30 protein-coding genes are annotated in these 26,621 nt (G+C 70.8%); 18 read left to right on the top strand and 12 right to left on the bottom strand.

Annotated elements, in window-relative coordinates; all coding sequences use genetic code 11:
- Positions 1-245: 245 nt before the first annotated feature.
- Both G537_RS43500 and G537_RS0105070 read left to right on the top strand, forming a co-directional pair.
- The gene (locus G537_RS43500) at positions 246-707 is read left to right on the top strand and encodes a hypothetical protein (protein WP_155888501.1); all 462 of its coding nucleotides are present in this window, start codon (positions 246-248) and stop codon (positions 705-707) included.
- A 141-nt stretch (positions 708-848) separates the two neighbouring features.
- Positions 849-1,055, top strand: coding sequence for a hypothetical protein (locus G537_RS0105070; protein ID WP_026869180.1), 207 nt, complete (start codon positions 849-851; stop codon positions 1,053-1,055).
- 21 nt (positions 1,056-1,076) lie between these two features.
- On the opposite strand, the gene G537_RS0105065 is transcribed toward G537_RS0105070, so the two are convergent.
- On the bottom strand, positions 1,077-3,206 hold the full coding sequence (locus G537_RS0105065; RefSeq protein WP_034850662.1) for a CHASE2 domain-containing protein: 2,130 nt from the start codon (positions 3,204-3,206) through the stop codon (positions 1,077-1,079).
- Between the two features lie 4 nt (positions 3,207-3,210).
- Entirely contained in the window at positions 3,211-3,924 is a 714-nt protein-coding gene (locus G537_RS36515) for a Crp/Fnr family transcriptional regulator (protein WP_034850661.1), read from the bottom strand.
- Between the two features lie 135 nt (positions 3,925-4,059).
- On the opposite strand from G537_RS36515, the gene G537_RS0105050 reads away from it, so the two are divergent.
- A complete protein-coding gene (locus G537_RS0105050; protein WP_026869177.1) occupies positions 4,060-4,689 on the top strand; it encodes a FecR family protein in 630 nt (209 codons plus the stop codon).
- 14 nt (positions 4,690-4,703) lie between these two features.
- Here G537_RS0105050 and G537_RS0105045 read toward each other — a convergent pair whose 3' ends face one another.
- The gene (locus G537_RS0105045) at positions 4,704-4,961 is read right to left on the bottom strand and encodes a hypothetical protein (protein ID WP_026869176.1); all 258 of its coding nucleotides are present in this window, start codon (positions 4,959-4,961) and stop codon (positions 4,704-4,706) included.
- A gap of 142 nt (positions 4,962-5,103) precedes the next feature.
- Between G537_RS0105045 and gpt the strand changes: the two genes are divergently transcribed.
- Positions 5,104-5,598, top strand: a complete 495-nt coding sequence (gene gpt / locus G537_RS0105040; RefSeq protein ID WP_026869175.1) for a xanthine phosphoribosyltransferase — start codon at positions 5,104-5,106, stop codon at positions 5,596-5,598.
- A 12-nt stretch (positions 5,599-5,610) separates the two neighbouring features.
- A complete protein-coding gene (locus G537_RS0105035) occupies positions 5,611-6,771 on the top strand; it encodes a M24 family metallopeptidase (protein WP_026869174.1) in 1,161 nt (386 codons plus the stop codon).
- A gap of 2 nt (positions 6,772-6,773) precedes the next feature.
- On the opposite strand, the gene G537_RS0105030 is transcribed toward G537_RS0105035, so the two are convergent.
- The 5 genes from G537_RS0105030 to G537_RS0105010 all read right to left on the bottom strand — a co-directional run bounded on the left by G537_RS0105030 (position 6,774) and on the right by G537_RS0105010 (position 12,372).
- Positions 6,774-7,391, bottom strand: coding sequence for a glutathione S-transferase family protein (locus G537_RS0105030; protein ID WP_026869173.1), 618 nt, complete (start codon positions 7,389-7,391; stop codon positions 6,774-6,776).
- A gap of 170 nt (positions 7,392-7,561) precedes the next feature.
- Positions 7,562-8,392 (bottom strand): ABC transporter permease, encoded by an 831-nt coding sequence (locus tag G537_RS0105025; protein ID WP_051247912.1) that lies wholly within the window; start codon positions 8,390-8,392, stop codon positions 7,562-7,564.
- Between the two features lie 2 nt (positions 8,393-8,394).
- Positions 8,395-9,342, bottom strand: a complete 948-nt coding sequence (locus G537_RS0105020) for an ABC transporter permease (protein WP_026869171.1) — start codon at positions 9,340-9,342, stop codon at positions 8,395-8,397.
- Positions 9,343-9,574: 232 nt separating this feature from the next.
- Positions 9,575-11,047, bottom strand: a complete 1,473-nt coding sequence (locus tag G537_RS0105015) for an ABC transporter substrate-binding protein (RefSeq protein WP_245578931.1) — start codon at positions 11,045-11,047, stop codon at positions 9,575-9,577.
- A gap of 296 nt (positions 11,048-11,343) precedes the next feature.
- Entirely contained in the window at positions 11,344-12,372 is a 1,029-nt protein-coding gene (locus tag G537_RS0105010) for a P1 family peptidase (protein WP_026869169.1), read from the bottom strand.
- Between the two features lie 121 nt (positions 12,373-12,493).
- On the opposite strand from G537_RS0105010, the gene G537_RS0105005 reads away from it, so the two are divergent.
- The 4 genes from G537_RS0105005 (at position 12,494) to G537_RS0104990 (ending at position 15,754) form a co-directional block, all read left to right on the top strand.
- On the top strand, positions 12,494-13,681 hold the full coding sequence (locus G537_RS0105005; protein ID WP_026869168.1) for a class I SAM-dependent rRNA methyltransferase: 1,188 nt from the start codon (positions 12,494-12,496) through the stop codon (positions 13,679-13,681).
- Positions 13,682-13,754: 73 nt separating this feature from the next.
- Positions 13,755-15,017 carry an ABC transporter substrate-binding protein gene (locus tag G537_RS0105000; RefSeq protein ID WP_026869167.1) on the top strand — a complete coding sequence of 421 codons (1,263 nt, stop codon included), beginning with the start codon at positions 13,755-13,757 and terminating at the stop codon, positions 15,015-15,017.
- A gap of 95 nt (positions 15,018-15,112) precedes the next feature.
- Entirely contained in the window at positions 15,113-15,415 is a 303-nt protein-coding gene (locus G537_RS0104995) for a type II toxin-antitoxin system ParD family antitoxin (protein ID WP_026869166.1), read from the top strand.
- Positions 15,416-15,448: 33 nt separating this feature from the next.
- Entirely contained in the window at positions 15,449-15,754 is a 306-nt protein-coding gene (locus tag G537_RS0104990; protein WP_211230294.1) for a type II toxin-antitoxin system RelE/ParE family toxin, read from the top strand.
- A gap of 43 nt (positions 15,755-15,797) precedes the next feature.
- On the opposite strand, the gene G537_RS0104985 is transcribed toward G537_RS0104990, so the two are convergent.
- Together G537_RS0104985 and G537_RS0104980 are read right to left on the bottom strand one after the other, a co-directional pair.
- Entirely contained in the window at positions 15,798-16,049 is a 252-nt protein-coding gene (locus G537_RS0104985) for a hypothetical protein (RefSeq protein ID WP_026869164.1), read from the bottom strand.
- A complete protein-coding gene (locus G537_RS0104980; RefSeq protein ID WP_026869163.1) occupies positions 16,046-16,810 on the bottom strand; it encodes a methyltransferase domain-containing protein in 765 nt (254 codons plus the stop codon). Before G537_RS0104980 ends, G537_RS0104985 begins: the two co-directional genes overlap by 4 nt.
- A gap of 145 nt (positions 16,811-16,955) precedes the next feature.
- Here G537_RS0104980 and rpmH point away from each other — a divergent pair, with 145 nt between their 5' ends.
- From rpmH to argB, 6 genes are all read left to right on the top strand, one after another.
- Positions 16,956-17,090, top strand: a complete 135-nt coding sequence (gene rpmH / locus G537_RS0104975) for a 50S ribosomal protein L34 (protein WP_026869162.1) — start codon at positions 16,956-16,958, stop codon at positions 17,088-17,090.
- A gap of 27 nt (positions 17,091-17,117) precedes the next feature.
- Complete coding sequence (gene rnpA, locus G537_RS0104970) at positions 17,118-17,543, top strand: ribonuclease P protein component (RefSeq protein ID WP_034850659.1); 426 nt, start codon at positions 17,118-17,120, stop codon at positions 17,541-17,543.
- Positions 17,540-17,830, top strand: a complete 291-nt coding sequence (gene yidD, locus G537_RS36510) for a membrane protein insertion efficiency factor YidD (protein ID WP_081688592.1) — start codon at positions 17,540-17,542, stop codon at positions 17,828-17,830. The genes rnpA and yidD overlap by 4 nt, the downstream gene beginning before the upstream one ends.
- A gap of 66 nt (positions 17,831-17,896) precedes the next feature.
- Entirely contained in the window at positions 17,897-19,705 is a 1,809-nt protein-coding gene (gene yidC / locus G537_RS36505) for a membrane protein insertase YidC (protein WP_064742076.1), read from the top strand.
- The gene (gene yihA, locus G537_RS0104955; protein WP_051247910.1) at positions 19,702-20,364 is read left to right on the top strand and encodes a ribosome biogenesis GTP-binding protein YihA/YsxC; all 663 of its coding nucleotides are present in this window, start codon (positions 19,702-19,704) and stop codon (positions 20,362-20,364) included. Before yidC ends, yihA begins: the two co-directional genes overlap by 4 nt.
- Positions 20,365-20,692: 328 nt before the next feature.
- On the top strand, positions 20,693-21,607 hold the full coding sequence (argB, locus tag G537_RS0104950) for an acetylglutamate kinase (RefSeq protein ID WP_051247908.1): 915 nt from the start codon (positions 20,693-20,695) through the stop codon (positions 21,605-21,607).
- A gap of 153 nt (positions 21,608-21,760) precedes the next feature.
- On the opposite strand, the gene G537_RS0104945 is transcribed toward argB, so the two are convergent.
- The gene (locus G537_RS0104945; RefSeq protein ID WP_026869158.1) at positions 21,761-22,993 is read right to left on the bottom strand and encodes a Zn-dependent hydrolase; all 1,233 of its coding nucleotides are present in this window, start codon (positions 22,991-22,993) and stop codon (positions 21,761-21,763) included.
- A 152-nt stretch (positions 22,994-23,145) separates the two neighbouring features.
- Between G537_RS0104945 and G537_RS0104940 the strand changes: the two genes are divergently transcribed.
- The 3 genes from G537_RS0104940 to G537_RS0104930 all read left to right on the top strand — a co-directional run bounded on the left by G537_RS0104940 (position 23,146) and on the right by G537_RS0104930 (position 26,204).
- On the top strand, positions 23,146-24,276 hold the full coding sequence (locus tag G537_RS0104940; protein WP_026869157.1) for an iron-containing alcohol dehydrogenase: 1,131 nt from the start codon (positions 23,146-23,148) through the stop codon (positions 24,274-24,276).
- 279 nt (positions 24,277-24,555) lie between these two features.
- Positions 24,556-25,644 carry a P1 family peptidase gene (locus G537_RS0104935; protein ID WP_026869156.1) on the top strand — a complete coding sequence of 363 codons (1,089 nt, stop codon included), beginning with the start codon at positions 24,556-24,558 and terminating at the stop codon, positions 25,642-25,644.
- Between the two features lie 56 nt (positions 25,645-25,700).
- Positions 25,701-26,204, top strand: a complete 504-nt coding sequence (locus tag G537_RS0104930) for an SH3 domain-containing protein (protein WP_026869155.1) — start codon at positions 25,701-25,703, stop codon at positions 26,202-26,204.
- 54 nt (positions 26,205-26,258) lie between these two features.
- Here G537_RS0104930 and trxA read toward each other — a convergent pair whose 3' ends face one another.
- Positions 26,259-26,579 carry a thioredoxin TrxA gene (gene trxA / locus G537_RS0104925; protein WP_026869154.1) on the bottom strand — a complete coding sequence of 107 codons (321 nt, stop codon included), beginning with the start codon at positions 26,577-26,579 and terminating at the stop codon, positions 26,259-26,261.
- Positions 26,580-26,621 lie beyond the last annotated feature (42 nt).

The raw sequence follows: 26,621 nt of genomic DNA, 5'->3' as shown, positions 1-26,621 counted from the left end.
GCATAGCTCTTTGAAATGCAATAAGAAATAGGATATTGAAGGGGTTGAGAACAGGCTGTCTGCGTATCCTAGCGCCCCAGCCAGCTCCCGAAAACCCGATCCTTTCGGCCAGCAGCCGGATGCAATCTCGGCTCGCTGCGGTGTGGCCCGATCGCGCCAAGGCAGTTGGCGAGGCCGCATCAAAGGGAGCAAGATTGCGGCGCTGATCCGAGGATACGTCCCCGGTCGGTCCTGAGGGGCAGGCCATGCGTTTTCGATCAGGCATCCTCATCGCCCTCGGCGCAGCTTCGCTCTGGCCGCTGGGCGTTCGTCCGCTCGCCGCACAGACCTGCGAGATCGCCGACATCTTCTTCGACGAGGTAAGACTCGATATCGTTCCGAAATACGATGACGACGATCCCAAGCGTCTTCGCCATGAATATGCGATCGTCAGCTACGCCGGCTTTGATGCTCCGAAGGTCTATGGCGCGCTGAAGGGCCGCGTTTCTCCCGAAAGGGCCGGTTTCGCAGTCTATGGCGTGGATGGCGTAATGGTCGGCTTCATAACGCCGAGCGGACAGCTTCAAAGCGTGAGCAAGAATTGTGACCGAACGACATATCTCTCCATAAGAAGGCTCAGGGATGAGATATACGTCGTCGTGAATGGAAAGACGCCGGTTGGGATCATTCAAGGCCGATTCCCAAGAAATGAGTTCGGTTTCCGGTAGAATGTCTCTCCTGGAGCGGGCTGCACGACGTCTCGATGAACCGACCCCTTCGCGCGGGGAGGGGAAATCGCACGAGCCGGCGATCGGGGCTGAATGGGAACCCGCCGGGCCGCCTGATCGTTTGCTGGACAGGAGGAACGGATGATGCTCGCGGCTCTCCTCACCATCGGCGGCCTTGCGCTCGCCCTGCTCTACGGCCTCGCCCTGTGCCGCGCCGCCCGGCAGGACGACGAGGCCGTGCGGCCGACGCAGATCTCGCATCGCTGGGTGATCCAGCCGCCGCGCTGGACGGTGTGGGCGCCGACCCGCCAGACGGTTGCGATCCGTCCGCGGCGACGCCGGCGCTGAGCTGCGACGACCGGCGGACTCTCAGCCGATCGCGATCAGGTCGTCCTTCGCCCCTTCCATCAGGCGGCGGGCATGCAGCCGCACCAGCGGGTCACCCGGGTGCTCCGCAGCCAGCGCCGCGAACAGCGCGGCGGCCACGGCCTCGCCCCGGCGCAGCGCCGCATGGGCCGCGGCATAGGCCTCGGCGGGAGCGGGGCAGAGTTCGTCCGGGATCATCGCTTCGACCGGCGCGCGGACGCCGCGCAGCGCCAGCCGCGCCACCGGCCGGAACGCCCGATCCGGGCAGGCCGCGGCCGTCGCGGCGGTGACGCAGAGCGGCGTGCCCAGCGCCTTGTTGGCGTCTTCCAGCCGCGCCGCCAGATTCACCGCCTCGCTGTAGGCGGTGTAGTCGAAATGGTGCCGGCTGCCGAAATTGCCGACCACCGCGCCGCCGGTGGCGACGCCGATACGGGTCTCGCCGAAGGGCATGCCCTCGGCCCGGCGGGCGGCGGCGAAACCCGTGGCGAAGCGGTGGATCGCCAGGGCGCAGGCGACGGCGCGCTCGGCGTGGTCGGGCTGGTCCACCGGAGCGCCGAACATCGCGTGCAGCGCGTCGCCCACCATCTTGTCGATGGTGCCGCCGGCAGCCAGGACGCAGCCGCAGACGCCGTCGAAATAGGCGTTCAGCGTCGCCACCAGCCGCTCCGGCGGCACCACCTCGCTCAAGGCGGTGAAGCCGGCGATGTCGGTGAAGACGAAGGACATCTCCCGCCACTCGCCGCCGAGCCGCAGCCGTTCCGGATGCTCGGCCAGCCGGGCCACCAGGGTCGGGGCGAGGTAGCGGGCGAAGGCGGCGCGGATGGCGCGGCGGTCGCGCTCGACCCGCCACTGCGCCGTCGCCGCGACCGCGCCGTGGGTCAGCAGCAGGCCGAGCGCCGGCAGGGTGGGGTCGAGCAGCAGCCCGGCCCGCCGATAGGCCAGGAAGGCGCCGACCGCGATGCCGGCCGCGGCCAGCACCGCCAGCCCGCCCGAGGCGATCGCCGGCAGCCGCCGCCAGGACGCGATCAGGCCGAGGCCTAACGCCAGCAGCAGGCCGACCTCCAGCGCCGTCGCCCAGGCCGGCCGCGTCAGGGGACGGCCGAGCAGGACCTGTTCCAGCGCCTCGGCATGGGCGATCACGCCGGCGATACGGTCGCGCAGCGGCGTCAGCGCGGTGTCGCCGAAACCGGCGGCGGTGACGCCGACCAGCACGATCCGGCCGCGCAGCGCGGCGGCGAGCTCGGCATCCGGCACGGCGGGGTCGAGCACCCGCCAGGCCGGCACCCGGCGGGCCGGCGTGTCCGGGGTGAAGTGCAGCCAGAACCGGCCGTCCGGCGCCACCGGCAGGATCACCTCGCCGACCCGGACCGCGTCCAGCCCGGAGCCGTTGGCCGAGGCCCGCAGCGTCACCGTGCCCGCTCCCTGGGCAACCCGCAGCGCCTCGACCGCGAGGGACGGGATCAGCGCGTCGCCGAGCAGGCCCACGGCCGGCAGCCGCCGCAGCACCTCGTCGCGGCCGGCAGAGGCGCCGATGCTGCCGTTGCCCGAGGCCGCCGCCTCGAACTCCGGCAGGCTCGGCACCGCCCCGGCGAAGCGGTCGAGCCGCTGCCGCGCCGGCCCGATCTCGGCGAAGCTGGCGGTGATCTGCGGCGCCCGGCCCGGCTGCTCGGCCAGCGCGAAGGCGACGACGCTGCGGGCGCGGCCGAGCGCCGCGGCCAGGTCGTGGTCGGGATCCGGCAGCTCCTTGGTCAGCGCCGCCAGCACGGCCGGGTCGGCGCGGCCGGACAGCAGCTCCGCGATCCGGGCCGGGGCGGTGCGGTCCGGCTCGGCCAGGATGAGGTCGAGGACGACCGCCGCCGCTCCGGCCTGGGCCAGCCGGTCGACCAGCCGGGCCAGGCGGTCGCGCGGCCACGGCCATTGCCCGAGGCGGCGCAGCGATTCGTCGTCGATGGCGATCACCCGGACCGGCACGTCGGGGTCGTAGGCGCGCGGCGCCAGGCGCTGGAACAGGTCGAAGCCCTGCAGCCGCAGCGCCTCGACCGGGGTCGGATCGGCCAGGCGCAGCCCGATCAGCCCGGCCAGGACCAGCAGCCCGGGCAGGATCGGGGCGAAGCGGCGCCACCGGCGGCGCATCGGGTCAGGGTGTCCCGGCGTCGGCGATGTCGGCGAGCGCCTCGGTGTCGCAGATCACGACCGCCCCCTCCTCCCGCCGCAGCAGCCCCTCGGCGGCCCAGCGGCCGAGCTGCAGGTTGACCTTCTCGCGGCTGGCGCCGATCAGCTGGCCGAGGTCGCGCTGCGACAGGGCCAGCGGCAGCAGCACCTCGCCCCGCGGGCTGCGGGCGCCATGGGCCTCGGACAGGGTCAGCAGCAGCCGCGCCAGCCGCGACGGCAGGTTCAGCAGGGCCACGCCCTCCAGCTGATCGCTGGTGCGGCGCAGCCGGTTGGTCAGCAGGTCGAGCAGGCGGATGCAGGCCTCCGGCGATTCCCGCAGCACCGGCAGCACGTCGCGACGCTCCAGGCTCAGCAGCCGGCACGGGCCGAAGGCGACGGCATCGGCGCTGCGGCCGCGGCCGTCCAGCAGCGACATCTCGCCGAAGATCTCGCCCGGCTCGAGGATGGCGAGCAGGATCTCGCGCCCCTGCGGCGAGGTCAGGCGCAGCGCGACCCGGCCGGAGGCGACGATCATCAGGCTCGTGCCCTCGTCGCCGCGCAGGAAGATGGTGTCGCCGTCCGCATGGCTGCGCTCGGCCAGGCGGCCGGCCAGGGCATCGCGCTGGGCCTCGGGGAAGGCGGCGAAGAACGGGGTCTCGGACAGAAGGCGACGCCTCTCCGCCGGCGGGACGGTGGCCACTCGGACTCTCCTGCAGTCGCTGCATAGGATACGGGCTGTCCGCCATCACGGGAAGGGCGGGCGCGCCGCGAAATGACCACGGTCACACCGTATGGTCGTTCCCCGCGCCATCATCTCTCCGAAAGGGAGATTGCGATGTCACGTTTCTTGCGCCCCGTCGGGTTCGTCCTCGCCTGCCTGCTGCTGCCGGCCGCGGCCCTGGCCCAGGACCGTCCGAAGATCGGCCAGGTCGACCGGCTCGAGCCGGCGGCCGGCGCCTATTACCAGGGCGAGGACCGGCTGCTCGACCCGGCCTCGCCGGTGTTCCTCGACGACACGCTGTGGACCGGCCCGCAGTCGCGGCTGCAGGTCAGCCTCGACGACGGCACCGAGCTGACGCTCGGGCCGGCGGCGCGTCTCCTGGTCGACCGCTTCGCCTATGCCGGGGCGGATGGCGGCGCCGCGCTGGCGCTGCGCCGGCTGCAGGGCGCCTTCCTGTTCGTCGGCGGCGGGGTCGAGCAGGCGCCGGACAACAATGTGACGATCGAGACGGGCGTCGCCACGCTCGGGGTGCGCGGCACCCGCTTCTTCGCCGGCCCGATCGACGGCGCCTTCGGCGTCCTCGTCCTCGACGGTTCGGTCCAGGTCGCGACCGACGCCGGCTCCGTCACGCTCGGCCCGGGCGAGGGGACGTCGGTCACCAGCCGCCGGGAGCCGCCGGGCGAAGTCAGGCGCTGGCCGGCCGAGAAGGTCCAGCGGGCGCTGGACATCGTCGGGTTCCGGTAAGGGAAGGCCGCGGCCTACAGCCCCAGGTCGCGCTTGATCTCGGCCAGCACGGCGCAGGCCTTGTTCGGGTCCTGGGCGCTGATCGAGGGCAGCGACTGGATCTTGTTGGAGATCTCGGCCAGCTTGTCCTCGGGCAGGGAGCCGTCGCGCACCTTGGCGCCCCAGGCGGCGACCACGGCCGCGGATTCGGCGTTGACGTCGCAGGATTCGGCGGCGAGGGCCGGCACGGCGAGGACGGCGAGAAGGCCGGCGGTCAGGACGAGACGGAGCATTCCACTCTCTGGCTACGGTACAGCCGGGAAGGCTGCTGACGGAGATTCGCCGCCGAGCATGGCGAGATCAAGGCCATCCCCTTCCGATGCCGGACCGGTTGCGCTATGAAGCGCCATTTCCCAGGGTGGTGGAGATCCGTACATGGCCGAGCACGCGACGTTCCGGAAGGACTTTCCGGTCTCCTGGGAGGAGCTGCACCGCAACGCCCGCGCCCTGGCCTGGCGCCTGGCCGAGATGGGGCCGTGGAAGGGCATCGTCGCGATCACCCGCGGCGGGCTGGTGCCGGCCGCGATCCTGGCGCGCGAGCTCGACGTCCGGCTGATCGACACGGTCTGCGTCTCGACCTACGACCACCAGAACGCGCGCGAGTCCAAGGTGCTGAAGCCGCCGGTCGAGGGCGACGGCGAGGGCTGGCTGCTGGTCGACGACCTGGTCGACACCGGCCGCACCGCCCGGGTGGTGCGCGACCTGATGCCGAAGGCGCATTTCGCCACGATCTACGCCAAGCCGGCCGGGCGGCCGCTGGTCGACACCTTCATCACCGAGGTCAGCCAGGACACCTGGATCTTCTTCCCCTGGGACATCGAGTACCGCTACGTCGAGCCGATCGCGGAGATCCGGGCCCAGAAGAGCTGAGGCGAGGCCGCCATGCCGATCCATTTCGAGGCGTCGGAGCTGGCGGACCGCCGCCGCCGCGTCTGTGCCGAGATCGCCGCCCGCGGCCTCGACGGCCTCCTGGTGTTCCGGCAGGAGTCGCTGTACTGGCTGACCGGCTACGACACCTTCGGCTACGTCTATTTCCAGTGCCTGTGGCTCGGTGCCGACGGGCGGATGACGCTGCTGACCCGCTCGGCGGACGAGCGCCAGGCGCGCTTCACCTCGGTGATCGATGATGTCCGCGTCTGGGTCGACCGCGCGGGGTCGGAGCCGGCGGACGACCTGCTGGCGATCCTCGACGAACACAAGGTCCGCGGCGGCAAGGTCGGGGTCGAATGGGACGCCTACGGCCTGACCGCGGCGCTCGGCTTCCGGCTGAAGGCCAAGCTCGACGGCTATGCCGCGCATGAGGACGCCTCCGACCTCGTCTCCCGCTTCCGGCTGATCAAGAGCCCGGCCGAGCTGGCCTATGTGCGCGAGGCGGCGAAGCTGGCCGACGCCGCCTATGACGAAGCGGTGAAGCTGACGAAGCCCGGCGCCTTCGAGGGCGACATCCTGGCGGCGATGCAGGGCGCCGTCTGGCGCGGCGGCGGCGACGACCCGGCCAACGAGTTCATCATCGGCTCCGGCCCCGGCGCCCTGATGTGCCGCTACTTCACCGGCCGGCGCCACCTCTCGGCCGAGGACCAGCTGACGCTGGAATTCGCCGGCACCTACCGCCACTACCACGCCTGCCTGATGCGCACCCTGCTGGTCGGCAAGGCCTCGCCGGAGCATCGGGCGATGCACCAGGCGGCGGTGGAGGCGCTGGAAGCGGCGAAGGCGGCGCTGAAGCCGGGCCGGCCGCTGGGCGACGTGTTCGACGCCCATGCCCGGGTGGCCGACGCCGCCGGGCTGCGCCACGCCCGGCTGAACGCCTGCGGCTATTCGCTGGGCGCCACCTTCGCCCCGAACTGGATGGACGCGGCCGGGTTGTCGATGTTCTTCCACGGCAACCCGACGCCGGCGGCGCCGGGGATGGTGTTCTTCATCCACATCATCCTCTACGACAGCGACCGGGGCCTCGCCATGACCTCGGGCCAGACCGTGCTGGTCACCGACACCGGCTGCGAGCCGCTGACCCTGGCGCCGACGGATCTCGTCGTCGCCTGATCTCAGTCGTGGGTTTCGCCGGACAGCGGCGTCGCCTGCATCGAGGGGCGGCGGCAGAAGGCGTCGAACCAGGCCATGAGGCGCGGCCGGCCGGGGCGGAAGGCCGGCAGGTCGCGGAACTCCAGCCAGCTCAGGGCGGTCGCCAGGGCGATCCGGCCGAGATCGACCGGACCGTCGAGATCGACCTCGCGCTCGACGAAGTCGTAGGCCGCGGCCAGCTTCGCCGCCTGGCCCTCGGCCAGCGGCGGGTAGCGCAGCGCCTGCGGCCGGCGCTCGGTCTCCCAGCGCAGGGCGATGCCGGCATCGGCCAGCCCCTGGGCCAGCGCCTGCAGCCGCAGGGACAGGGCCCGCGCCCGGCCGGCGGGCGGGATCAGCTTCGGGCCGTCATGCAGGCTGTCCAGGTGGTCGCAGATGGCGACGCTGTCGAACAGCGCCAGCCCGTCCTCGCAGATCAGCACCGGCACCTTGCCCAGCGGGTTGGCGGCGTAGACCGCCTCGTTGCGCCGGGTCGGGCTGGTCTCGTGGTGGATCACCTCGATCCGGCCGGCCAGCCCGGCCTCATGCGCCATCACCAGCACCTTGCGGGCATAGGGGGAATGGGTCTGGTACAGCAGCTTCATCGTCGGTCCCGAGGGTGGGGTGGAGATGCCGTGACCCTATCCGCCGCCTGCGGGAGGTGCGCGCGATGATCGTGCCATGACGCAAGATTTTTGCGTCCATGCCTTTGTGCTGACGGCCAAAGACCTTACCGTCATGGCGGTGATGGGTGGGCAGACCCTGCCTCTATCGATCAGCCGATCCGGCCGACCTTCATCCGCGGATCCAAGAGGTCGCGCAGACCGTCGCCGATCAGGTTGAGCCCCAGCACGGCGACGGCGATGGCCAGGCCCGGGAACACCGCCTGCAGCGGCGCCTGGGCCAGGAGGGTCTGGGCGTCCAGCAGCATCTTGCCCCAGCTCGCCTGCGGCGGCTGGGTGCCGAGGCCGAGATAGCCCAAAGCCGCCTCGGCCAGGATGGCGATGGCGAACTGGATCGTCGCCTGCACGATCAGGGCGTTGGCCATGTTCGGCAGCACGTGCCGCAGCGCGATGTCGCCGCGCGACCGGCCCAGCGACTGGGCGGCGCGGACGAAGTCGCGGCCATAGACCACCAGGGCCGCGCCGCGCGCCACCCGGGCGAAGACGGCGACGTTGAAGATGCCGATGGCCAGGATGGCGTTGACCGCGCCGGGGCCGAGCAGGGCGGTGATCAGGATGGCGCTGAGGATCGCCGGGAAGGCGAAGGTCAGGTCGATGGCGCGGCCCAGCACCTCGTCGGTCCAGCCGCGCCGGGCCGCGGCCCACAGGCCGAGCGGCACGCCGAGGACGAGGCCGATCGCGACCGCCACCACCCCGACCGCCACCGAGGTGCGGGCGCCGACCATGATCCGCGAGAGCGTGTCGCGGCCGAGCTGGTCGGTGCCCAGCCAGTGCAGCGCGCTGGGCCCCTGCAGCTTCTGGGGAATGGCGATGGCGTTCGGCGGGTAGGGGGTCCAGGCCAGGCTGACCAGCGCCATGCCGATGAAGACGAGGCAGAGGGCGAGGCCGAGGACGAAGCCGCGATGGGCGAGCAGCCGGACCATCGTCACCCCGCCTGCTTCGGCCGCGGGTCGATCACGGCGTAGATCACGTCGACCAGGAAGTTCACGACGACGACGATGGCGGCCAGCAGCACCACCACGTCCTTGACCACGATCAGGTCGCGCTGGGCGATGGCCTGGAAGGCCAGCCGGCCCAGGCCGGGCAGGGTGAAGACGTTCTCCACCACCACCGCGCCGGCCATCAGGAAGCCGAACTGCAGCCCGACGATGGTGGCGACCGGGATCAGGGCGTTGCGCAGCACGTGGCGGCGCAGCACTTCGCCCTTCGACAGCCCCTTGGCCCGGGCGGTGCGGACATAGTCCTCGCGCATCGTCTCCAGCATCGCCGAGCGCACGATGCGGGCCAGGATCGCCGCCTCGGTCAGGGCCAGGGCGACGGCCGGCAGCACCAGGGCGTGCAGGGCCTGGCCCCAGCCGGCGGACCAGCCGGGGAAGCCGCCGGCCCCGAACCAGCCGAGCTGCAGCGCGAACAGCCAGATCAGCATGATCCCGACCCAGAAGCTGGGCACGGCGAGGCCGAGCTGGCTGAACCCCATCACCCCCCAGTCGCCGACCCGGTTGTGCCGGACCGCGGCCAGCATGCCGAGCGGGAGGGCCAGCGCGGTCGACAGCGCCAGCGCGAGGATCGCCAGCGGGGCGGTCACCGCGAGGCGATCGCCGATCAGCTTCGCCACCGGCATCTTGTAGGTGTAGCTGGTGCCGAAATCGCCCGTCAGGGCGCCGCCGACCCAGTCGAGGTAGCGGACCGGCGCCGGCCGGTCGAGGCCCATCTGGGTCCGCAGGGCGGCCAGCGTGTCCTCGCGCGCCTCGGTGCCCAGCATCAGCAGCGCCGGGTCGCCGGGCAGCACCTCGAGCACGGTGAACACCACGACCGAGGCGGCGAACAGGGTGAACAGCAGCGTCAGGAACCGCCGCGCCAGGAAGCCGAGCATCAGCGGCTCCAGGACACGGAGAGGGAGCGAGAGCAGCTTCTTCTAGTCCCCCCTCCCCTTGCGGGAGGGGGGTAGGGGGAGGGGGTTGTCGATCGAAGAGAGCTGACGCTGATGGCCTCGCACTGTGAAGGTTTCGGCCCTGTCCGGGGCAGGCAGTCCTGGCGGCGCGAACCCCCTCCCCCTGCCCCCCTCCCGCAAGGGGAGAGGGGACTTAATTTGAGCTGGATCCCCCTCATTCCGCCCAATAGGCCTTGGTCATGTCGTTGGCGGCGATCGGGCTGTTCTTCCACATCCCCATCAGCTTGGCGTTGCGCACGCCGGTCTTGGGCAGTTGGAACAGGAACACCGCGGCCTCGTCGTCGGACAGGATCTGCTGCGCCTGCTGGTACAGGGCCTTTCGCTGCTCCGGATCGACCGTGCCGTTCAGCTGCCGGATCACCTGATCGAAGGCCGGGTTGTCGTAGCCGAAATAGTACTTGTCCTTGCCGCGGGCGTAGATGTCGATGTCCAGCGCCTCGGTGTGCGAGACGATGGTCATGTCGTAGTCGAAGCCCTTGAACACCTGCTCCAGCCACTGCGCCCATTCCACCGGGATCAGCTCGACCTGGACGCCGATCTCGGCCAGCTGCGCCTGGATGATCTCGCCGCCGCGGCGGGCATAGCCGGGCGGCGGCAGCTTCAGCGTCGCCTTGAACCCGTCCGGATAGCCGGCCTCGGCCAAGAGGGCCTTGGCCTTCTCCGGATCGTAGGGATAGGCGCCGGTCAGGTCCTTGTAGGCCGGCTCATAGGGCGCGAAATGGCTGCCGATCGGGGTGCCGTAGCCGAACATCGCGCCGTCGATCAGCGCCTGGCGGTCGATCGCCATGGCCAGCGCCCGCCGGACCTTCACGTCGCCGAACGGCTTGCGGCGCTGGTTGACCGCCATGACGGTCTCGCCGGCGGTGGTGCCGATCTCGACCGCGAAGCGCGGATCGGCCTTGAACTGGTCCAGCGTCTCCGGCGCCGGCATGTTCGGGAAGGCGTCGATGTCGCCCGACATCACCGCGGCCGAGGCCGCCGCCGGGTCGGCGACGAAGCGGAAGATCAGCCGGTTCAGCTTCGGCTTCTCGCCGGCATAGGCGTCGGTCCGTTCGAGCGTGACATGGTCGCCGGCCACCCATTCGACGAATTTGAACGGGCCGGTGCCGATCGGGTGGGTACCGTTGCCGGCGGCCGTGTTCGGCGCCACGATCAGCGCCGCCGCCTGGCCGAGATGGAACAGGAACAGCCCGTCCGGATGCGACAGGGTGATCACCACCTGGTCCGGCGCCGGGGTCTCGACCGACTGGATCGGCTCGAAGAAGGCCTTCTGCGGGTTGGTCGAATCGGGCGCGCGGGCGCGGTCCAGCGAGAACTTCACCGCCTCGCTGTCGAATTTGGTGCCGTCGTGGAAGGTGGTGCCGCGGCGCAGGGTGAAGGTGTAGGTCAGCCCGTCGTCCGACACGGTCCATTCGGTGGCCAGGCCCGGCTGCACCTGGCCGTTCTCGTCGATCCGGGTCAGCCCCTCGAACACGTTGGCGTAGACGACCTCGGCGATGGCCGCGGCGGCGCCGCCGGTCGGGTCCAGGTTCGGCGGCTCCAGCACCATGCCGATCACGGCCTGGTCCTTGGCGGCCAGCGCCGGCGTCGCGATCAGCCCGGCCGCCACCAGGACGGTCGCGAGCAAGCCCCTGATCCCCATCGCATTCTCCCTGTTCGGCCGGTCCGTCGCCGGTCGCGTTCGCGGCGGATGATGGCAGCGCGTTCGGTCTGGGTTCAAGCCTCATAGGTTGATGATGGACGGATGGGCCAGAGCCGCCCCCTCACCCGAAATCGCTGACGCGATTTCGACCTCTCCCTGGGGAGAGGTGTAAAGGTCACGGCTCATATTCCCTCTCCTCGGGGAGAGGGAGGGGCCCATTCGCAGCAGCGAATGGGAGGGTGAGGGGGCGCGGCCGCGCCGATGAGCGAACCCTGATTGTCTCAGCGCTTTTGAGCCTTGCCGTATCGCTCCCGCCAGGCCCGGTGCGGGCCCAGAGTCTCGGCGTGCCAGACGCCGCGGGCGATGGCGCGGGCGACGCAGTCGGCGGCGATGGCGCCGATCCGGGCCAGCGCCATGCTCCGCGGCTCGGGCAGCGGCACGGCCCCGGTCGCCAGGGCGAAGATGGTGTCGCCGTCCATCGGCGTGTGCACCGGGCGGATGGCGCGGGCCAGCCCGTCCTGCGCCATGATCGCCAGGCGCCGGGCCTCGGCCTTGGTCAGGGCGGCGTCGACGGCGACGACGCCGATCGTGGTGTTGCCGCCGGGCTCGGGCTGGGCCGCCGCCGGATGGCGGTAGAATTCCGGCTCCGGCACCGCCGGTCCGGTGGGCCGGTGCGGACCGCCGAACTCGCCGTCCTGCTCCCAGGGCCAGGCCCAGAAGGTGCCGTCCGGCATGGTCACGGCGCCGACCGGGTTGGCGGCCACCAGGGCGCCGACGGTGATGCCGGTCTCGGGATCGATGGCGGAGGCGGTGCCGAGCCCGCCCTTGCAGGTCGCGGTCTTGGCGCCGGTGCCGGCCCCGGCATTGCCCTGGCGCACCTCGGCCCCGGCGGCGTTGCAGGCGGCCAGCGCCAGGGCACGGTAGGGCGGGGTGTCGCCCCAATCCTTGTCGCCGCCATTGGTCAGGTCGAACAGGATCGCGGCCGGCACGATCGGCACGCGGGTCCCGCCCACCGGGAAGCCGCGGCCGCGGGCGGCGAGCCAGGAGACGACGCCCGACGCGGCCTCCAGCCCGTGGACGGAGCCGCCGGACAGCACCAGCGCGTCCACCGCCTCGACCATGCAGGTCGGGTCCAGCGCGTCGGTGTCGCGCGTTCCCGGCCCACCGCCGCGGACGTCGACCGCGGCGGTGCAGCGCGTCTCCGGCAGCAGCACGGTGACGCCGCTGCGCACGGCCGGGTCCTCGGCCTGGCCGACCTCGAGGCCGGCGATGTCGGTGATCGAATTGCGCGGGCCCGGGCGGATGGTCATGGCGGTCTCTCGGCGGCGGCCCCGATGAATCGAAAGGCGGCCAGCAGACAGGACCGGCCGGCGCGCCGTCAACGCCGATCGTGGTTCCCGTCCGGCGGTCGCGCCCCTATGCTCCGCCGCCATGACCGACCTGCCGCTCATCCGTCTGCAGCCCGGCCGCGACAAGCGCGTCGCCGCCGGCCATCCCTGGATCTTCTCGAACGAGATCGCCATGACGCCGGAGCTGCGCGAGGTGCCGCTGGGCGCCCCGGTGCGGGTCGAGGCGGCGAACGGCAGGGCGCTGGGCGTCGGCGGCTTCAACCGGCACGCGCTGATCGCCGTGCGCATGCTGGACCGCAGCCCCGACGCGGCGATCGACACCGCCTTCCTGCGCCGGCGCCTGGCCTCGGCCCTGGCGCTGCGCGACACGCTGTTCGACCGGCCCTTCTACCGCCTGGTCCATGCCGAGGCCGACGGGCTGCCGGGGCTGATCGTCGACCGCTACGGCGACGTGCTGGTGATGCAGAGCAACACGGCGCTGATGGACCGGCTGGAAGGCCCCCTCTGCGACGCGCTGCAGGAGCTGCTCGATCCCCGCGCCATCGTGCTGCGCAACGACAGCGCGGTGCGCGGCCTGGAAGGGCTGGCGGAGGAGGTGCGGGTCGCGCGCGGCGCGGTCGACGGCCCGATCGCGGTGGAGGAGAACGGCGCCAGGTTCGAGGCCGACCCGCTGGGCGGCCAGAAGACCGGCTGGTTCTTCGACCAGCGCGACAACCGCGCCTTCGTCGCCCGGCTGGCCCGCGGCCGGCGCCTCCTCGACGTCTACACCCATACCGGCGGCTTCGGCGTCCAGGCGGCGCTGGCCGGGGCGGAGGCGGTGACGCTGGTCGACCGCTCGGCCCCCTCGCTGGAGCTGGCGGCGAAGGCGGCGGCCGCCAACGGCGTCGCCGACCGGGTGTCGACCGCCCGCGGCGAGGCCTTCGCCGAGCTGGAGCGCCGCGGGGCGACGGGCGAGCGCTGGCCGGTGGTGGTGGTCGACCCGCCGGCCTTCGTGAAGTCGAAGAAGGACCTCGCCGCCGGGGCCCGCGGCTACGCCAAGCTGGCTCGCCTCGCGGCGCGGGTGACCGAGCGCGGCGGCTTCCTCTGCGCCTTCTCCTGCAGCCATCACGTCGACCCGGCGCTGTTCGCCGAACAGGTGGCGCGCGGCCTGATCGACGCCGGGCGGACCGGCCGGATCCTGCGCCAGTCCGGCGCCGGGCCGGACCATCCGGTGCACCCGCTGCTGCCGGAGAGCGCCTATCTGAAGGGGATCGTCCTGCAGCTCGATTGACCGCGGCGGGGACTTGACAATCGGGGCCAGCCTGCCGTGTGGTCTAGACCATCCAATGGGGAGGCCCGAGACAATGACCACCATCCTGTCCCGCGTCCTGATGACGGGCGCGGCGCTCGCCGTCCTGGCCGGCGCTGCCCGCGCCGAGGACGTGACGCTGACGATCGAGAGCTGGCGCAACGACGACCTGAAGATCTGGGAGGACAAGATCATCCCGGCCTTCGAATCGTCGCATCCTGGCATCAAGCTGAAATTCGCGCCTTCGGCGCCGACCGAGTACAACGCCGCGCTGAACGCGAAGATGGAAGGCGGGGTGGCCGGCGACATCGTCGCCTGCCGCGCCTTCGACGCCTCGCTGGCCCTGTTCCAGAAGGGCCATCTCACGGCGGTGAACGACCTCAAGGGGATCGACGCCTTCACCGAGGAGGCGCGGACCGCCTGGAGCACCGACGACGGCAAGTCGACCTATTGCGTGCCGGTCGGGTCGGTGATCGCCGGCTTCATCTACAACAAGCAGATCTTCGACGAGCTCGGCCTGGCCCCGCCGAAGACCCGGGCGGAGTTCTTCGCCCTGCTCGACAAGATCAAGGCCGGCGGGGAGTACGCGCCGCTCGCCATCGGCACCGCCGACCAGTGGGAAGCGGCGACCATGGGCTTCCAGAACATCGGCCCGAACCACTGGAAGGGCGACCCCGGCCGCAAGGCGCTGATCGCCGGCACCGCCAAGTTCACCGATGCGCCCTATGTCGCCGCCTGGGCCGAACTGGCGCAGTGGAAGCCCTACCTGCCGGACGGCTACGAGGCGCAGTCCTACCCGGACAGCCAGAACCTGTTCACCCTCGGCCGCGCCGCGATCTACCCGGCCGGGTCCTGGGAGATCCCGCTGTTCGAGGCCCAGGCCGAGTTCCCGATGGGCGCCTTCCCGCCGCCGGTGGAGAAGGAGGGCGACGGCTGCTTCATCTCGGACCACACCGATATCGGCTTCGGCATGAACGCCCACACCAAGCATCCGGAGGCGGCGCGCGCCTTCCTGGAATGGGTGGCCTCGGCCGAGTTCGCGACGCTCTACACCAACGCCTTGCCGGGCTTCTTCACCCTGTCGACCCACAAGGTCGAGCTGAAGGACCCGCTGGCGGCGGAGTTCCAGGGCTGGAAGGACAAGTGCGGCGGCAACATCCGCCTGGCGCACCAGATCCTGTCGCGCGGCAAGCCGAATGTCGACCAGGCGATCTGGAACGTTTCGGCCCAGGTGCTGAACGGCACGATGACCGCCGAGCAGGCGGCCGCCAAGGTGCAGGAGACGCTCGACGCCTGGTACAAGCCGCCGGGGAAGTGAGGGCAGCGCAAGGCTGAACACGATCGAGGCGATTGGCATATTATGCCAATCGCCTTATCTTGTCGATCTGCAGCCGTGTTCAGAGGACATCCGCGATGCCGACCCGCAACGTCGTCGTGACCGATCATCAGGCCGAACTGATCGAAGGTCTGGTCAAGTCCGGCCGCTACCAGAACGCCAGCGAGGTCCTGCGCGAAGGGCTCCGTCTCGTCGAGCAGCGCGAGCAGGAAGATGCCGCCAGGCTGGAGCGCCTGCGGGCCGCGGTCGATGTCGGAATCGCCGCGATGGAGCGCGGAGAGTACATTGAGTTCGACTCCATGGATGATCTGGAACGGCACCTGAATGCCTTGGCCGAGGAAGTCATATCCCACGCAGTCAAATCCGGTTCGGCGGACTGATCCAGGATGGCCGGAGGCCGTTGGCGGGTCCGCTTGAGCATCGCGGCCAATGATGACTTCACTTCTATTCTTCATTGGACCATCCAAGCCTTCGGTCCGAAGCAGGCGAGCGACTATCAGCTAACCATCGGCCAGGCCATCCGGGCGCTGGAAGGAGGGCCGGACCTTCCAGACAGCAAGGCACGCGACGAGGTCCGGGCGGGTGTCCGCATATTGCGTGTCGCCAGGCGTGGCCGCCGAGGCAGGCACATTCTCGTCTATCGGGTCATCGATGAGGACGTCATCGAAGTGCTGCGCATCCTGCACGATTCAATGGACCTTGCACGGCATGTGCCGTGAGCCGGGAGAGCAATAGCAGAACGCTGCTCGCCGTGAATCCGGCCTACTCCCCGATCCGCGCCAGTTGCGCGTCGGCGTCCCAGCCGGGCGGCCGCTCCCTTTCGCTCCACCAACGCTTGCCGCCGGCGATCCATCGCGCCCGGAGTTCGGAGTGGCTGGTCGTGACATCGTCGTAGCCGAACTCGATGCCGCAGCACGGGCAGATCTCGAACGTCGCGCAGCCATGCTCGTCATACGCGGCGACGTCGGGAAAGCCGCAGACGGGGCAGCCGGAGCCCCTCTGGTTATCGTTCACGCCCCCACCCGGGCCAGCAGCAGCAGGCGGCGGAAGGGGAACAGGGTGCTGCCGTCCGGCTGCGGCGGATAGGCCTGGGCCAGCCGGGCGGCGTAGGTGGCGATGAAGGCGTCGAGCTCCGGCCCCGACAGCGCCGCCATCACCGGCAGCAGGGCCGTGCCGCGCACCCAGTGCAGCACCGGGTTGTCGCCCTTCAGCACGTGCAGGTATTCGGTCTCCCAGATGTCGAGCGCTTCGGTGCGCGGCGCCAGCAGGTCGTAATAGGCGGCCGGGGTGCCGACCGGCGGCCGGCGCAGCGGGATCCGGCCGGCCCAGGGCGGCTCCGACGCCAGCGCCCGCATCAGCACATGGCTCGGTGCGTCGTGGTTGCGCGGCATCTGCACCGCCAGGACGCCGCCGGGGGACAGGAAGGAGAGCAGGCGGGGGAACAGCGCCTCGTGCCCCTCCACCCATTGCAGCGCGGCGTTGGAGAAGATCAGGTCCACCGGCTCGGCCGGCGTCCAGTCGGCGATGTCGCCCTCGACCCAGTCCAGATCCGGATGGGTCGCCCGCGCCTCGCGCAGCGCGTTGCGGTCGCGGTCGAGCCCGGTGACCGCGGCGCGCGGCCAGCGCTCGGCCAGCTGGGCGGCCAGGGCACCGTTGCCGCAGCCGAGATCGACGATCCGCTTCGCCTCGATGTCCGGCAACCGGGTGATGAGGTCGAGCCCGGGCTGCAGCCGCGGCCCGGCGAATTTCAGGGTGTGGGTCGGATTCCATGCCATGGCGGCAATCTACCGGAAGATCCGCGTCCTGCGCATCCCCGCACCGATCCGCAGGCGGATCGATTGACTCGCGCGCCGCGCGTGCCTATAACCCGCGACCGTTTTGCGTCCGGAAGGGCGCAGTGAGCCATCCGGAGTTCCGACCGTGAAGAGAACCTATCAGCCGAGCAAGCTGGTGCGTAAGCGCCGCCACGGCTTCCGCGCCCGCATGGCGACCGTCGGCGGCCGCCGCGTGCTGTCCAATCGTCGCGCCAAGGGCCGGAAGCGCCTCTCCGCGTAATTCCAGGCCCGCGGCCGGGGTGACCGGATGCGCGTCCGCCTTGACGATCCTGGCCTGAATCGGCTCGGCCGGCTGAAGAAGCGGGCCGAGTTCCTGGCCGTGGCCGCGAGCCGCCGGAAATGGGCGGCGCCCGGCGTGATCGTCCAGGCGCGCCGCTGGGACGAGGCCGAAGGCGGATCGGAGGCCGCGGCCGGCTGCGACCTCCGCGTCGGCTACACCGCCAGCCGCAAGGTCGGGAACTCGGTCGCCCGCAACCGGGCGCGCCGCCGTCTGCGCGCCGCCGCCGCCGAGGTGCTGGGCCGCCGGGCGGCGCCGGGCCAGGACCTGGTGCTGATCGCCCGCGGCGAGACCATCCGCCGGCCCTTCGCCGATCTCGTCGCCGATCTCGACCGCGCCTTGCAGAAGCTGGGCGCCGTGCGCCCGAAGGCGGAGACGCAGGAGGCCGGGGCATGAGCCCGCTGGCCCATCTGGCGCGCGCGCTCGTGATCGTCTACCGCTACAGCCTGTCGGCGCTGATCGGGCGGCAATGCCGGTTCGAGCCCACTTGCTCCGCCTACGCGATCGAGGCTATTGAGCGGCACGGTGCGATCGCCGGGGGCTGGCTGGCCCTGCGGCGCATCGCGCGTTGCCACCCCTGGGGTGGGTCGGGGTATGACCCCGTGCCCGACACCCTGACCAGACATGCCGGTGGACGGGGCCATGACGCCTGCTGCGGCGCGGCCCGGCCCACCGACACCTGACCGTATTCGACGACTGACCGGCCGGCCAGATCAAGGGGCAGAGGCCGGGACCGGAGCCCTGATGCGATGACCGACCAGAAGAACCTGATCCTGGCGATCGCCCTTTCGCTGGCCATCCTTCTCGGCTTCCAGTTCCTGTTCCCGGCGCCGCAGCCGACCCCGGCGCCGCAGCAGCAGGCCACCACCACCTCGACCGCGTCGCCGCAGGCCCCGACCTCGGTCGGCGCCGCGGCGCAGGCGCCGATGGACCGCGCCCAGGCGCTGGCCCAGACCGGCCGCGTCAAGATCGAGGCGCCGCGCCTGCACGGCTCGATCAACCTGACCGGCGGCCGGATCGACGACGTCACCCTGCGCGACTACCGGGAGACGGTCGACCCGAAGAGCCCGGAGATCGTGCTGCTGACCCCGCTCGGCGGCCCGTCTCCCTATTACACCGACTACGGCTGGGCGCCGGTCGACCCCTCGGTGCCGGTGCCGGGCGCGAACACGGTCTGGACCGCCGACCGCGAGGCGCTGACTCCGGATTCGCCGGTCACGCTGCGCTGGGACAACGGCCAGGGGCTGGTGTTCGAGCGCACCGTCTCGATCGACGCCAACTACATGTTCACGGTGGTCCAGCGGGTCGTGAACAACACCGACAAGCCGGTGCAGCTGGCCTCCTACGGCCGGGTGCTGCGCTTCGGCACGCCGGTGACCCAGGGCTACTTCGTGCTGCACGAGGGCCCCTACGGCGTGTTCAACGGCACGCTGGAGGAGAAGACCTACAAGGACATCCAGGACGACAAGGCCGTCCGTAACACCACCACCGGCGGCTGGCTCGGCTTCACCGACAAGTACTGGCTGGTGGCGCTGGTGCCGGACCAGTCGGTCAAGGTCGACACCCAGTTCCTGCACCAGTCCGACGGCGAGGGCCGCTACCTCGCCACCTACCAGGCCGATCCGGTGACGGTGGCGCCGGGGCAGACCGCGGAATCGATCGGCCGCGTCTTCGCCGGCGCCAAGGAAGTCGACCTGATCGAGAGCTACGCCGACACGCTCAACATCACCAAGTTCGACTTCGCCATCGATTTCGGCTGGTTCTGGTTCCTGACCAAGCCGTTCTTCAAGATCCTGGCCTGGATCCACGGCATCGTCGGCAATTTCGGCGTCGCGATCCTGATCTTCACCCTGGCGCTGAAGCTGCTCTTCTACCCACTGGCGGACAAGTCCTACCGCTCGATGGCGAAGATGAAGGCGCTGCAGCCGGAGATGATGAAGCTGCGCGAGCGCTATGCCGACGACCGGGTGAAGCAGCAGCAGGAGCTGATGGCGCTGTACAAGCGCGAGAAGGTCAACCCGGCCGCGGGCTGCCTGCCGATCCTGATCCAGATCCCGGTGTTCTTCGCGCTGTACAAGGTGCTGCTGGTCACCATCGAGATGCGGCACGCGCCGTTCTTCGGCTGGGTCCACGACCTGTCGGCGCCCGACCCGACCTCGCTGTTCAACCTGTTCGGCCTGATCCCCTGGGCGCCGCCGGCGATGCTGATGATCGGCGCCTGGCCGCTGATCATGGGCGTGACCATGTATCTGCAGCAGAAGCTGAACCCGGCGCCGGCCGACCCGGTCCAGGCCAGGGTGTTCATGCTGCTGCCGGTCGTCTTCACCTTCATGCTGGCGCATTTCCCGGTCGGCCTCGTGATCTACTGGGCCTGGAACAACACGCTGACGATCCTGCAGCAGTGGTCGATCATGAAGCGCATGCATGTGAAGATCTCGGGCGGGTTGGAGGAAGGCGCCGAGCCGCCGGCGCCGCCGCCGTCGGTCGCCCGGAAGAAGGGCGGCGAGGGCGCGGCGAAGCCCGCCGCCACCCGCAAGCCGGCGGGCCGCAAGGGGTGACGGAACCGCAGGCGGCCGAAAGCGAGGCGTTCGGGCCCGAGGCGATCGAGGCGGGGCGGCTGCTCTTCGCGCAGGAGTGCCGCTTCACCTGGGGCTCGGCCTCGCTGTCCGACCTGCCGCCCACGGGCCTGCCGGAGATCGCCTTCGCCGGCCGCTCCAACGTCGGCAAGTCCAGCCTGGTCAACGCGCTGACCGGCCGGAAGACCCTGGCCCGCACCAGCCACACCCCGGGCCGCACCCAGCAGCTCAACTTCTTCGACCTGGGTGGCCGGCTGTCGCTGGTCGACCTGCCCGGCTACGGCTACGCCAAGGTCTCGAAATCGCTGGTCCAGGGCTGGACCGAGACGCTGAAGGGCTATCTGCGCGGCCGGCCGACGCTGCGCCGGGCCCTGGTGCTGGTCGACGGCCGGCACGGCATCAAGGACTCCGATGAGGAGATCCTGAAGCTGCTCGACGACACCGCCGTCGCCACCCGGGTGGTGCTGACCAAGATGGACAAGGTCGGCAAGGGCGAGCGGCAGCGCCGGATCCCGGAGGTCGAGGCGGCGCTGAAGCGCCACCCGGCCGCCTTCCCGAAGGTGCTGCTGACCAGCAGCGACAGCGGCGAGGGCATCCCCGAGCTGCGCGCCTTCCTGGCGGAGATCGCGAAGAACGGCTGAGGGGGAGACCTCTCACAATTCCCAACACCGTCATTGCGAGCGCAGCGAAGCAATCCAGGGCGGCTCGCACCGGCCCCTGGATTGCTTCGTCGGCTTCGCCTCCTCGCAATGACGGTTGGGGGGCGTTCCGGAGAGGTGCCGCAAGCGGACAAGGCTTCTCTCGGCGGTTGATCGCGGCCGCGCGCTGGGGCATGAGAGGGGCGCCGGCAACCGCCCGTGTCGCTTCGCGACACGAATATTTAAGATACTGGTGCGATTCAGCTTCGGAAATCTGTGGCACGCCGTGCCACAAATTTCCGAACCATCGCACCAGCAGGACCCGAGCCCGATGACCAAGCCTTTCGCCGCCCCGCCCAACCTGCCCGCCGCCTCGCTCGACAAGGCCCAGACCCTGGTCGAGGCGCTGCCTTTCATGCGCCGCTACGCCGGCGCCACCTTCGTGATCAAATACGGCGGCAACGCCATGGGCGACGACTCGCTGACCGAGAGCTTCGCCCGCGACGTCGTGCTGCTGAAGCAGGTCGGCATCAACCCGGTGGTGGTGCATGGCGGCGGCCCGCAGATCGGCGCGATGCTGGAGCGGCTGCAGATCAAGTCGGAATTCGTCGACGGGCTGCGCATCACCGACCGCAACACCGTCGATGTGGTCGAGATGGTGCTGTCCGGCAACATCAACAAGCAGATCGTCTCGGCCATCCAGTCGGTCGGCGGCAAGGCGGTCGGCGTCTCCGGCAAGGACGGGGCGCTGATCTCGGCCCGCAAGCTGCAGCGCACCAAGCGCGACCCCGACAGCAACATCGAGCGCATCCTCGACCTCGGCTTCGTCGGCGAGCCGGCGGCGGTGAACCCGGAGATCCTGGAGGCGTTCGAGGACAGCGACTTCATCCCGGTGATCGCGCCGATCGGCGTCGGCCCGCGTGGCGAGAGCTACAACATCAACGCCGACACCGCGGCCGGCGCCATCGCCGCGGCGCTGAACGCCACCCGCTTCTTCCTGCTGACCGACGTCGCCGGCGTGCTGGACAAGGACAAGAAGCTGATCCAGGAGCTGCCGCTGGCCCGGGCGCGCGAGCTGATGACCGACGGCACCATCTCCGGCGGCATGATCCCGAAGCTCGAGACCTGCATCTCGGCGGTCGAGCAGGGGGTCGAGGGCGCGGTGATCATGGACGGCCGCGTGCCGCACGCGGTGCTGCTCGAGGTCTTCACCGAAGGCGGCGTCGGGACGCTGATCCGCGCCTAGGTGCTTAGAAGGCCTCTTCCTTTTCTGTCATTGCCGGGCTTGACCCGGCAATCCAGGGGCCACCGAGAGCGGCTCTCGAAAGCCCCTGGATCCTCGGGTCAAGCCCGAGGATGACAATAGAATAGGGAGGGTGGGGGGCACGCTGCCAACAACCTACACCTGTCGACCCACCAACCCCGCCACCACGTCCAGCAGCACATCGGCGCCGGCGGCCAGCTTGTCGGGTTCGGTGAACTCCGCCGGGTTGTGGCTGATGCCGCCGCGGCTGGGCACGAAGATCATGGCGGCGGGCGCGATCCGGGCGATCATCTGCGCGTCGTGCCCGGCGCCGGAGGTCATGCGCCGCCAGCCAAGGCCGCGCCGCTCCGCCGCCTCGGCGATCAGCCGCACCAGCTCCGGGTCGAACCGCACCGGGCTGAACCGGGCCAGCCGCTCCGTCGCCACCTCGACGCCTTCGGTCGCGGCCAGCCTGTCGAGATAGCCGGCCAGCTCCGCCTCGGCGGCCTGCAGCCGCTCCTCCTCCGGGTCGCGCAGGTCGACCGTGAACACCGCGCGCGACGGGATCACGTTGATCGCGTCCGGCTCCAGCCGCAGCGACCCGACGGTGGCCAGCGTGCCGGCATTGGCGCCCGCCACCCGGTCGCGCAGATGGGCGATGACGCGGGCGGCGGCCAGGCCGGCGTCGCGGCGGGCCGCGATCGGCGTGGTGCCGGCATGATTGGCCGCGCCGGTGATGGTGATGCGCTGCCAGGAGATGCCCTGCAGCGAGTCGACGGCGCCGATGGCCAGCCCTTCCGCCTCCAGCACCGGGCCCTGCTCGATGTGAAGCTCCAGGTAACAGGCCGGCCGGATCGACCCGGGCTCCAGGTCGCCGGCATAGCCGATGCGCGCCAGCTCCTCGCCCAGCTCCTTGCCGTCGGTGCCGGCCGTGGCCAGGGCGGCGTCGAGGTCGAGCCCGCCGGCATGGACCAGCGACCCCATCATGTCCGGCTGGAACCGCACCCCCTCCTCATTGGTGAAGGCGGCGACCGCGACCGGCCGCGCCGGAACGGCGCCGGCCTCTCGCAAGGCCTCGACCACCGCCAGCCCGGCCAGGACGCCATAGCAGCCGTCATAGATGCCGGCGTCGATCACCGTGTCGATGTGCGATCCGACCATCACCGGATCGGCGCCGGAAGCGGGCCACAGGCCGAAGATGTTGCCGATCCGGTCGATCCGCACCTCCAGCCCGGCGTCGCGCATCCAGCCGGCCACCAGGTCGCGGCCGGCCCGGTCGGCATCGGTCAGGGCCAGCCGCGTCGGGCCGCCGGAGGGGCCGCCGCCGATGGCGCCCAGGCGCTGCAGCCGGGCGAGCAGGCGGGCATGGTCGATGGCGGAGGAGGTCATGGCGGGTCCCGGATGGTTGCGGCGGCAGCTTATCGCCGGGTCCGGTCGATCGGTTTGCGTATTGCGCCGCGCCGCGCAAAGGCTTTGCGCGGCTTCCGATGGCGGGCGGCATCCTCTAGGGTTCCCCTCGACTCCGCAGAAGGACCAGTGCGATGGCCGACACCATCACCTATCTGACCACCACCCGCTTCGGCTGGGGCGCCGTCGAGCTGCTGCCGCAGGAGCTGGCCGAGCTCGGCATCCGCAAGCCGCTGCTGGTCACCGATCCGGGCATTGCCCGGCTGCCGCTGCTCGACCGGGTCCGCGGCATGCTGCCCGAGGGCTATGCGCTGTTCACCGAGACCCCCGGCAACCCGACCGAGGCGGCGGTCGACAAGGCCTTCGACGCCTACAAGCACGCCGCCTGCGATGGGCTGGTCGCCCTCGGCGGCGGCTCGGCCATGGACCTGGCGAAGGCGGTGGCGCTGCGAGCCACCCATGCCGGGCAGCTGGCCGAATACGCGCTGATCGAGGGCGGCGCCAGCCGGATCGGGCCGGTGGCGCCGCTGGTCGCGATCCCGACCACCGCCGGCACCGGCAGCGAAGTCGGCCGCGGCGCCCTGATCACGCTGCGCGACGGCCGCAAGCTGGCGCTGATCAGCCCGCATCTGATCCCGGCCCGCGCCATCTGCGACCCGGAGCTGACGCTGGGCCTGCCGCCGCTGCTGACCGCCGCGACCGGCATGGACGCGCTGACCCATTGCATCGAGACCTTCCTGTCGCCGCGCCACAATCCGCCGGCCGACGCGATCGCGCTGGACGGTGCCGCCCGCGCCATGCGCTTCCTGCCGCGGGCGGTGGCCGATGGCGGCGACCGCGAGGCGAGGGCCGAGATGATGATGGCGGCGCTGGAAGGCGGCCTGACCTTCCAGAAGGGGCTGGGCGCGGTGCACGGCCTGTCGCACGCGCTCGGCGCCCTTCCGAACCCGGTGCTGCACCACGGCACGCTCAACGCCGTGATCCTGCCGGCGGTGCTGCGCTTCAACGCCCCGGCGGCCGCGGACAAGTATCCGCGCCTGGCCCGGGCGATGGGGCTGGCGGAGGACGCCGACCTCGCCGGCGCGATCGAGGATCTCAACGCCAGGCTCGGCCTGCCGCGGAGCCTGCGGCAGATGGGCGTGACCGAGGCGCATCGCGAGCGCGCCGTGGCCGGCGCCCTGGCCGACCACTCCACCGCCAGCAACGCCCGGCCGGTGTCGCGGGCCGACTATGAGGCGATGTTCGACGCCGCGCTCAACGGGTGAACAAAAGCTCAAAGTGCTCGACTGGTAGGCAATTTCACAGGACGCTTATGGTATGAACAAAAAATTTCGGGGGGGTGGGAACCTCCCCTTTTGCGAGGCGTTCTACGGTTGCACGTCCGCATCGTGCATGAACCTCCCTGTTCAACTCGGGCCGGCCATGGGGTCGGCCCGTTCTTTTTTGGGACCCAGCCATCCACCCCAATCGGGGCGTAGATCGGGAGGCGACGGCTCTGGTACCCAGGCGCCGGGCATGACGCTTCGAGTCACGGCGAGGGGGCGATGGCGCGCGCGAGATTGCGGGATCTGGGGCTTTCGATCGGCTCGCTGCCGCCCGGCCCGAAGAACGGCATCACCGATGTCCCCGGCGTCCTGGTCGGCCAGGTGACGCTGGTCGAGGAGGCGCCGCACGTCATCCGCACCGGCATCACCGCGATCGTGCCGCAGGAGGGCGAGATCTGGCGTCGCAACCTGTTCGCCGCCGGCCATGTGCTGAACGGCAACAGCGAGGTCACCGGCCTGACCTGGATCAACGAGTTCGGCCTGCTTTGTGGCCCCTTGGCCCTGACCGGCACCTTCTCGATCGGCGCGGTGCACGAGGGCATGGTCGACGCCGAGATGACGCTGGCCACCGGCGCCGACTTCAAGATGCCGCTGGTGGCCGAGACCTATGACGGCTGGCTGTCCGAGAGCGAGCATTTCGTGCTGCGGCCGCAGCACGTGCTGGAGGCGCTGCGCCGGGCCACGGCCGACCCGGTGGCGGAGGGCAATGCCGGCGGCGGCACCGGCACCAATGCGCATGAGTTCAAGGCCGGCACCGGCACGGCCTCCCGCATCGTCGCCCAGGGCGGCGACAGCTGGACCGTCGGCATCCTGGTGCAGACCAATTACGGCGACCGCGAGCGGCTGCTGCTCGACGGCGTGCCGGTCGGGCGCGAGATCCCGGTGACCGACGTGCCGAGCTGCTTCGCCGAGCGCCGGGTCGAGGGCTCGATCCTGGTCGTGGTCGCGACCGACGCGCCGTTGTTCCCGCACCAGCTGCGGCGGCTGGCGCAGCGGGCCGGGCTGGGGCTGGCGCGGGTCGGCGGCCTCGGCTGGCCGGGCAGCGGCGACGTGTTCATCGCCTTCTCCACCGGCAATGATCTCGGCCAGGCCACCGATACAAGGCGCGCGCAGCCCTTCGAGAACCTCCGCATGCTGCCGGATTTCGCGCTGCAGCCGCTGATGGCGGCGGTGGTGGAGGCGACGGAGGAGGCGATCTGGAACTCGCTCTGCGCCGCCGAGACCATGACCGGCCGCAAGGGCCGGGTCAGCCACGCCCTGCCGGTCGAACGGCTGCCGGAGATCATGCGCCGCTACGGACGCACTTGACGGCGCCGGTCCCGGGGATTCTTGTGTCGGCATCGACCGACGCAGCACGGACCCTCATGCGCCGATCCATCGCCGCCTTCCTCGTCCTCCTCGCCGCAGCATCGCCGTTCGCGGCCCATGCCGCCGGCAGCGGCCAGCCGGTGCCGCGATTCGTGTCGCTGCGGTCGGACGAGGTCAATCTCCGCACCGGGCCGGGCGAGCGCTACCCGGTCGAATGGGTGATCAGCAAGAAGGGCCTGCCGGTCGAGGTGATCGCGGAGTTCGACACCTGGCGCCGGGTGCGCGACTGGGAGGGGATCGAGGGCTGGGTGCACCAGGCCCTCCTGACCCGCCGGCGCAGCCTGGTGGTCACCGGCAAGGAGGACCAGCCGATCTACAACGAGTCCAGCGAGGGCTCGGGGCTGATGGCGAAGGCGGAGCCGGGAGTGATCGGCTCGCTGCTGCGCTGCCCGGGCGACGGGGCGCAGGCCGACTGGTGCTATGTCGACCTCAAGGGCTATCGCGGCTGGATGCGCCGCGCCTCGTTCTGGGGCGCCTATCCGGGCGAGAAGGTGGAGTAGAAACAAAAAGCCCCGCCGAGAGGCGGGGCTTCGCGTTTCAGGATCGCAGCGGGATCAGAGGTTGCTCTCGACCCACTGGTGCAGCGCGCCCTTCGGCACGGCGCCGATCTTGGTGGCGGCGACCTGGCCGTCCTTGAACAGCATCAGGGTCGGGATGCCGCGCACGCCGTATTTCGGCGGGGTCAGCGGGTTGTCGTCGATGTTCAGCTTGACGACGCTGACCTTCTCGCCCAGCTCGGCGGCGATCTCCTCCAGCGCCGGGGCGATCATCTTGCAGGGGCCGCACCATTCGGCCCAGAAGTCCACCAGGACGGGACCCGAGGCCTTCAGGACGTCGGTTTCGAAGCTGGTATCCGAGACGGGCTTCGTGCTCATGGAAGTTCCTTGCCTTAGGGGCGGGGACGCCACCTCACCACG

Source organism: Inquilinus limosus DSM 16000 (genome assembly GCF_000423185.1).
Lineage (GTDB): Bacteria > Pseudomonadota > Alphaproteobacteria > DSM-16000 > Inquilinaceae > Inquilinus > Inquilinus limosus.
This window is presented reverse-complemented; position numbering and strand designations above follow the sequence as displayed.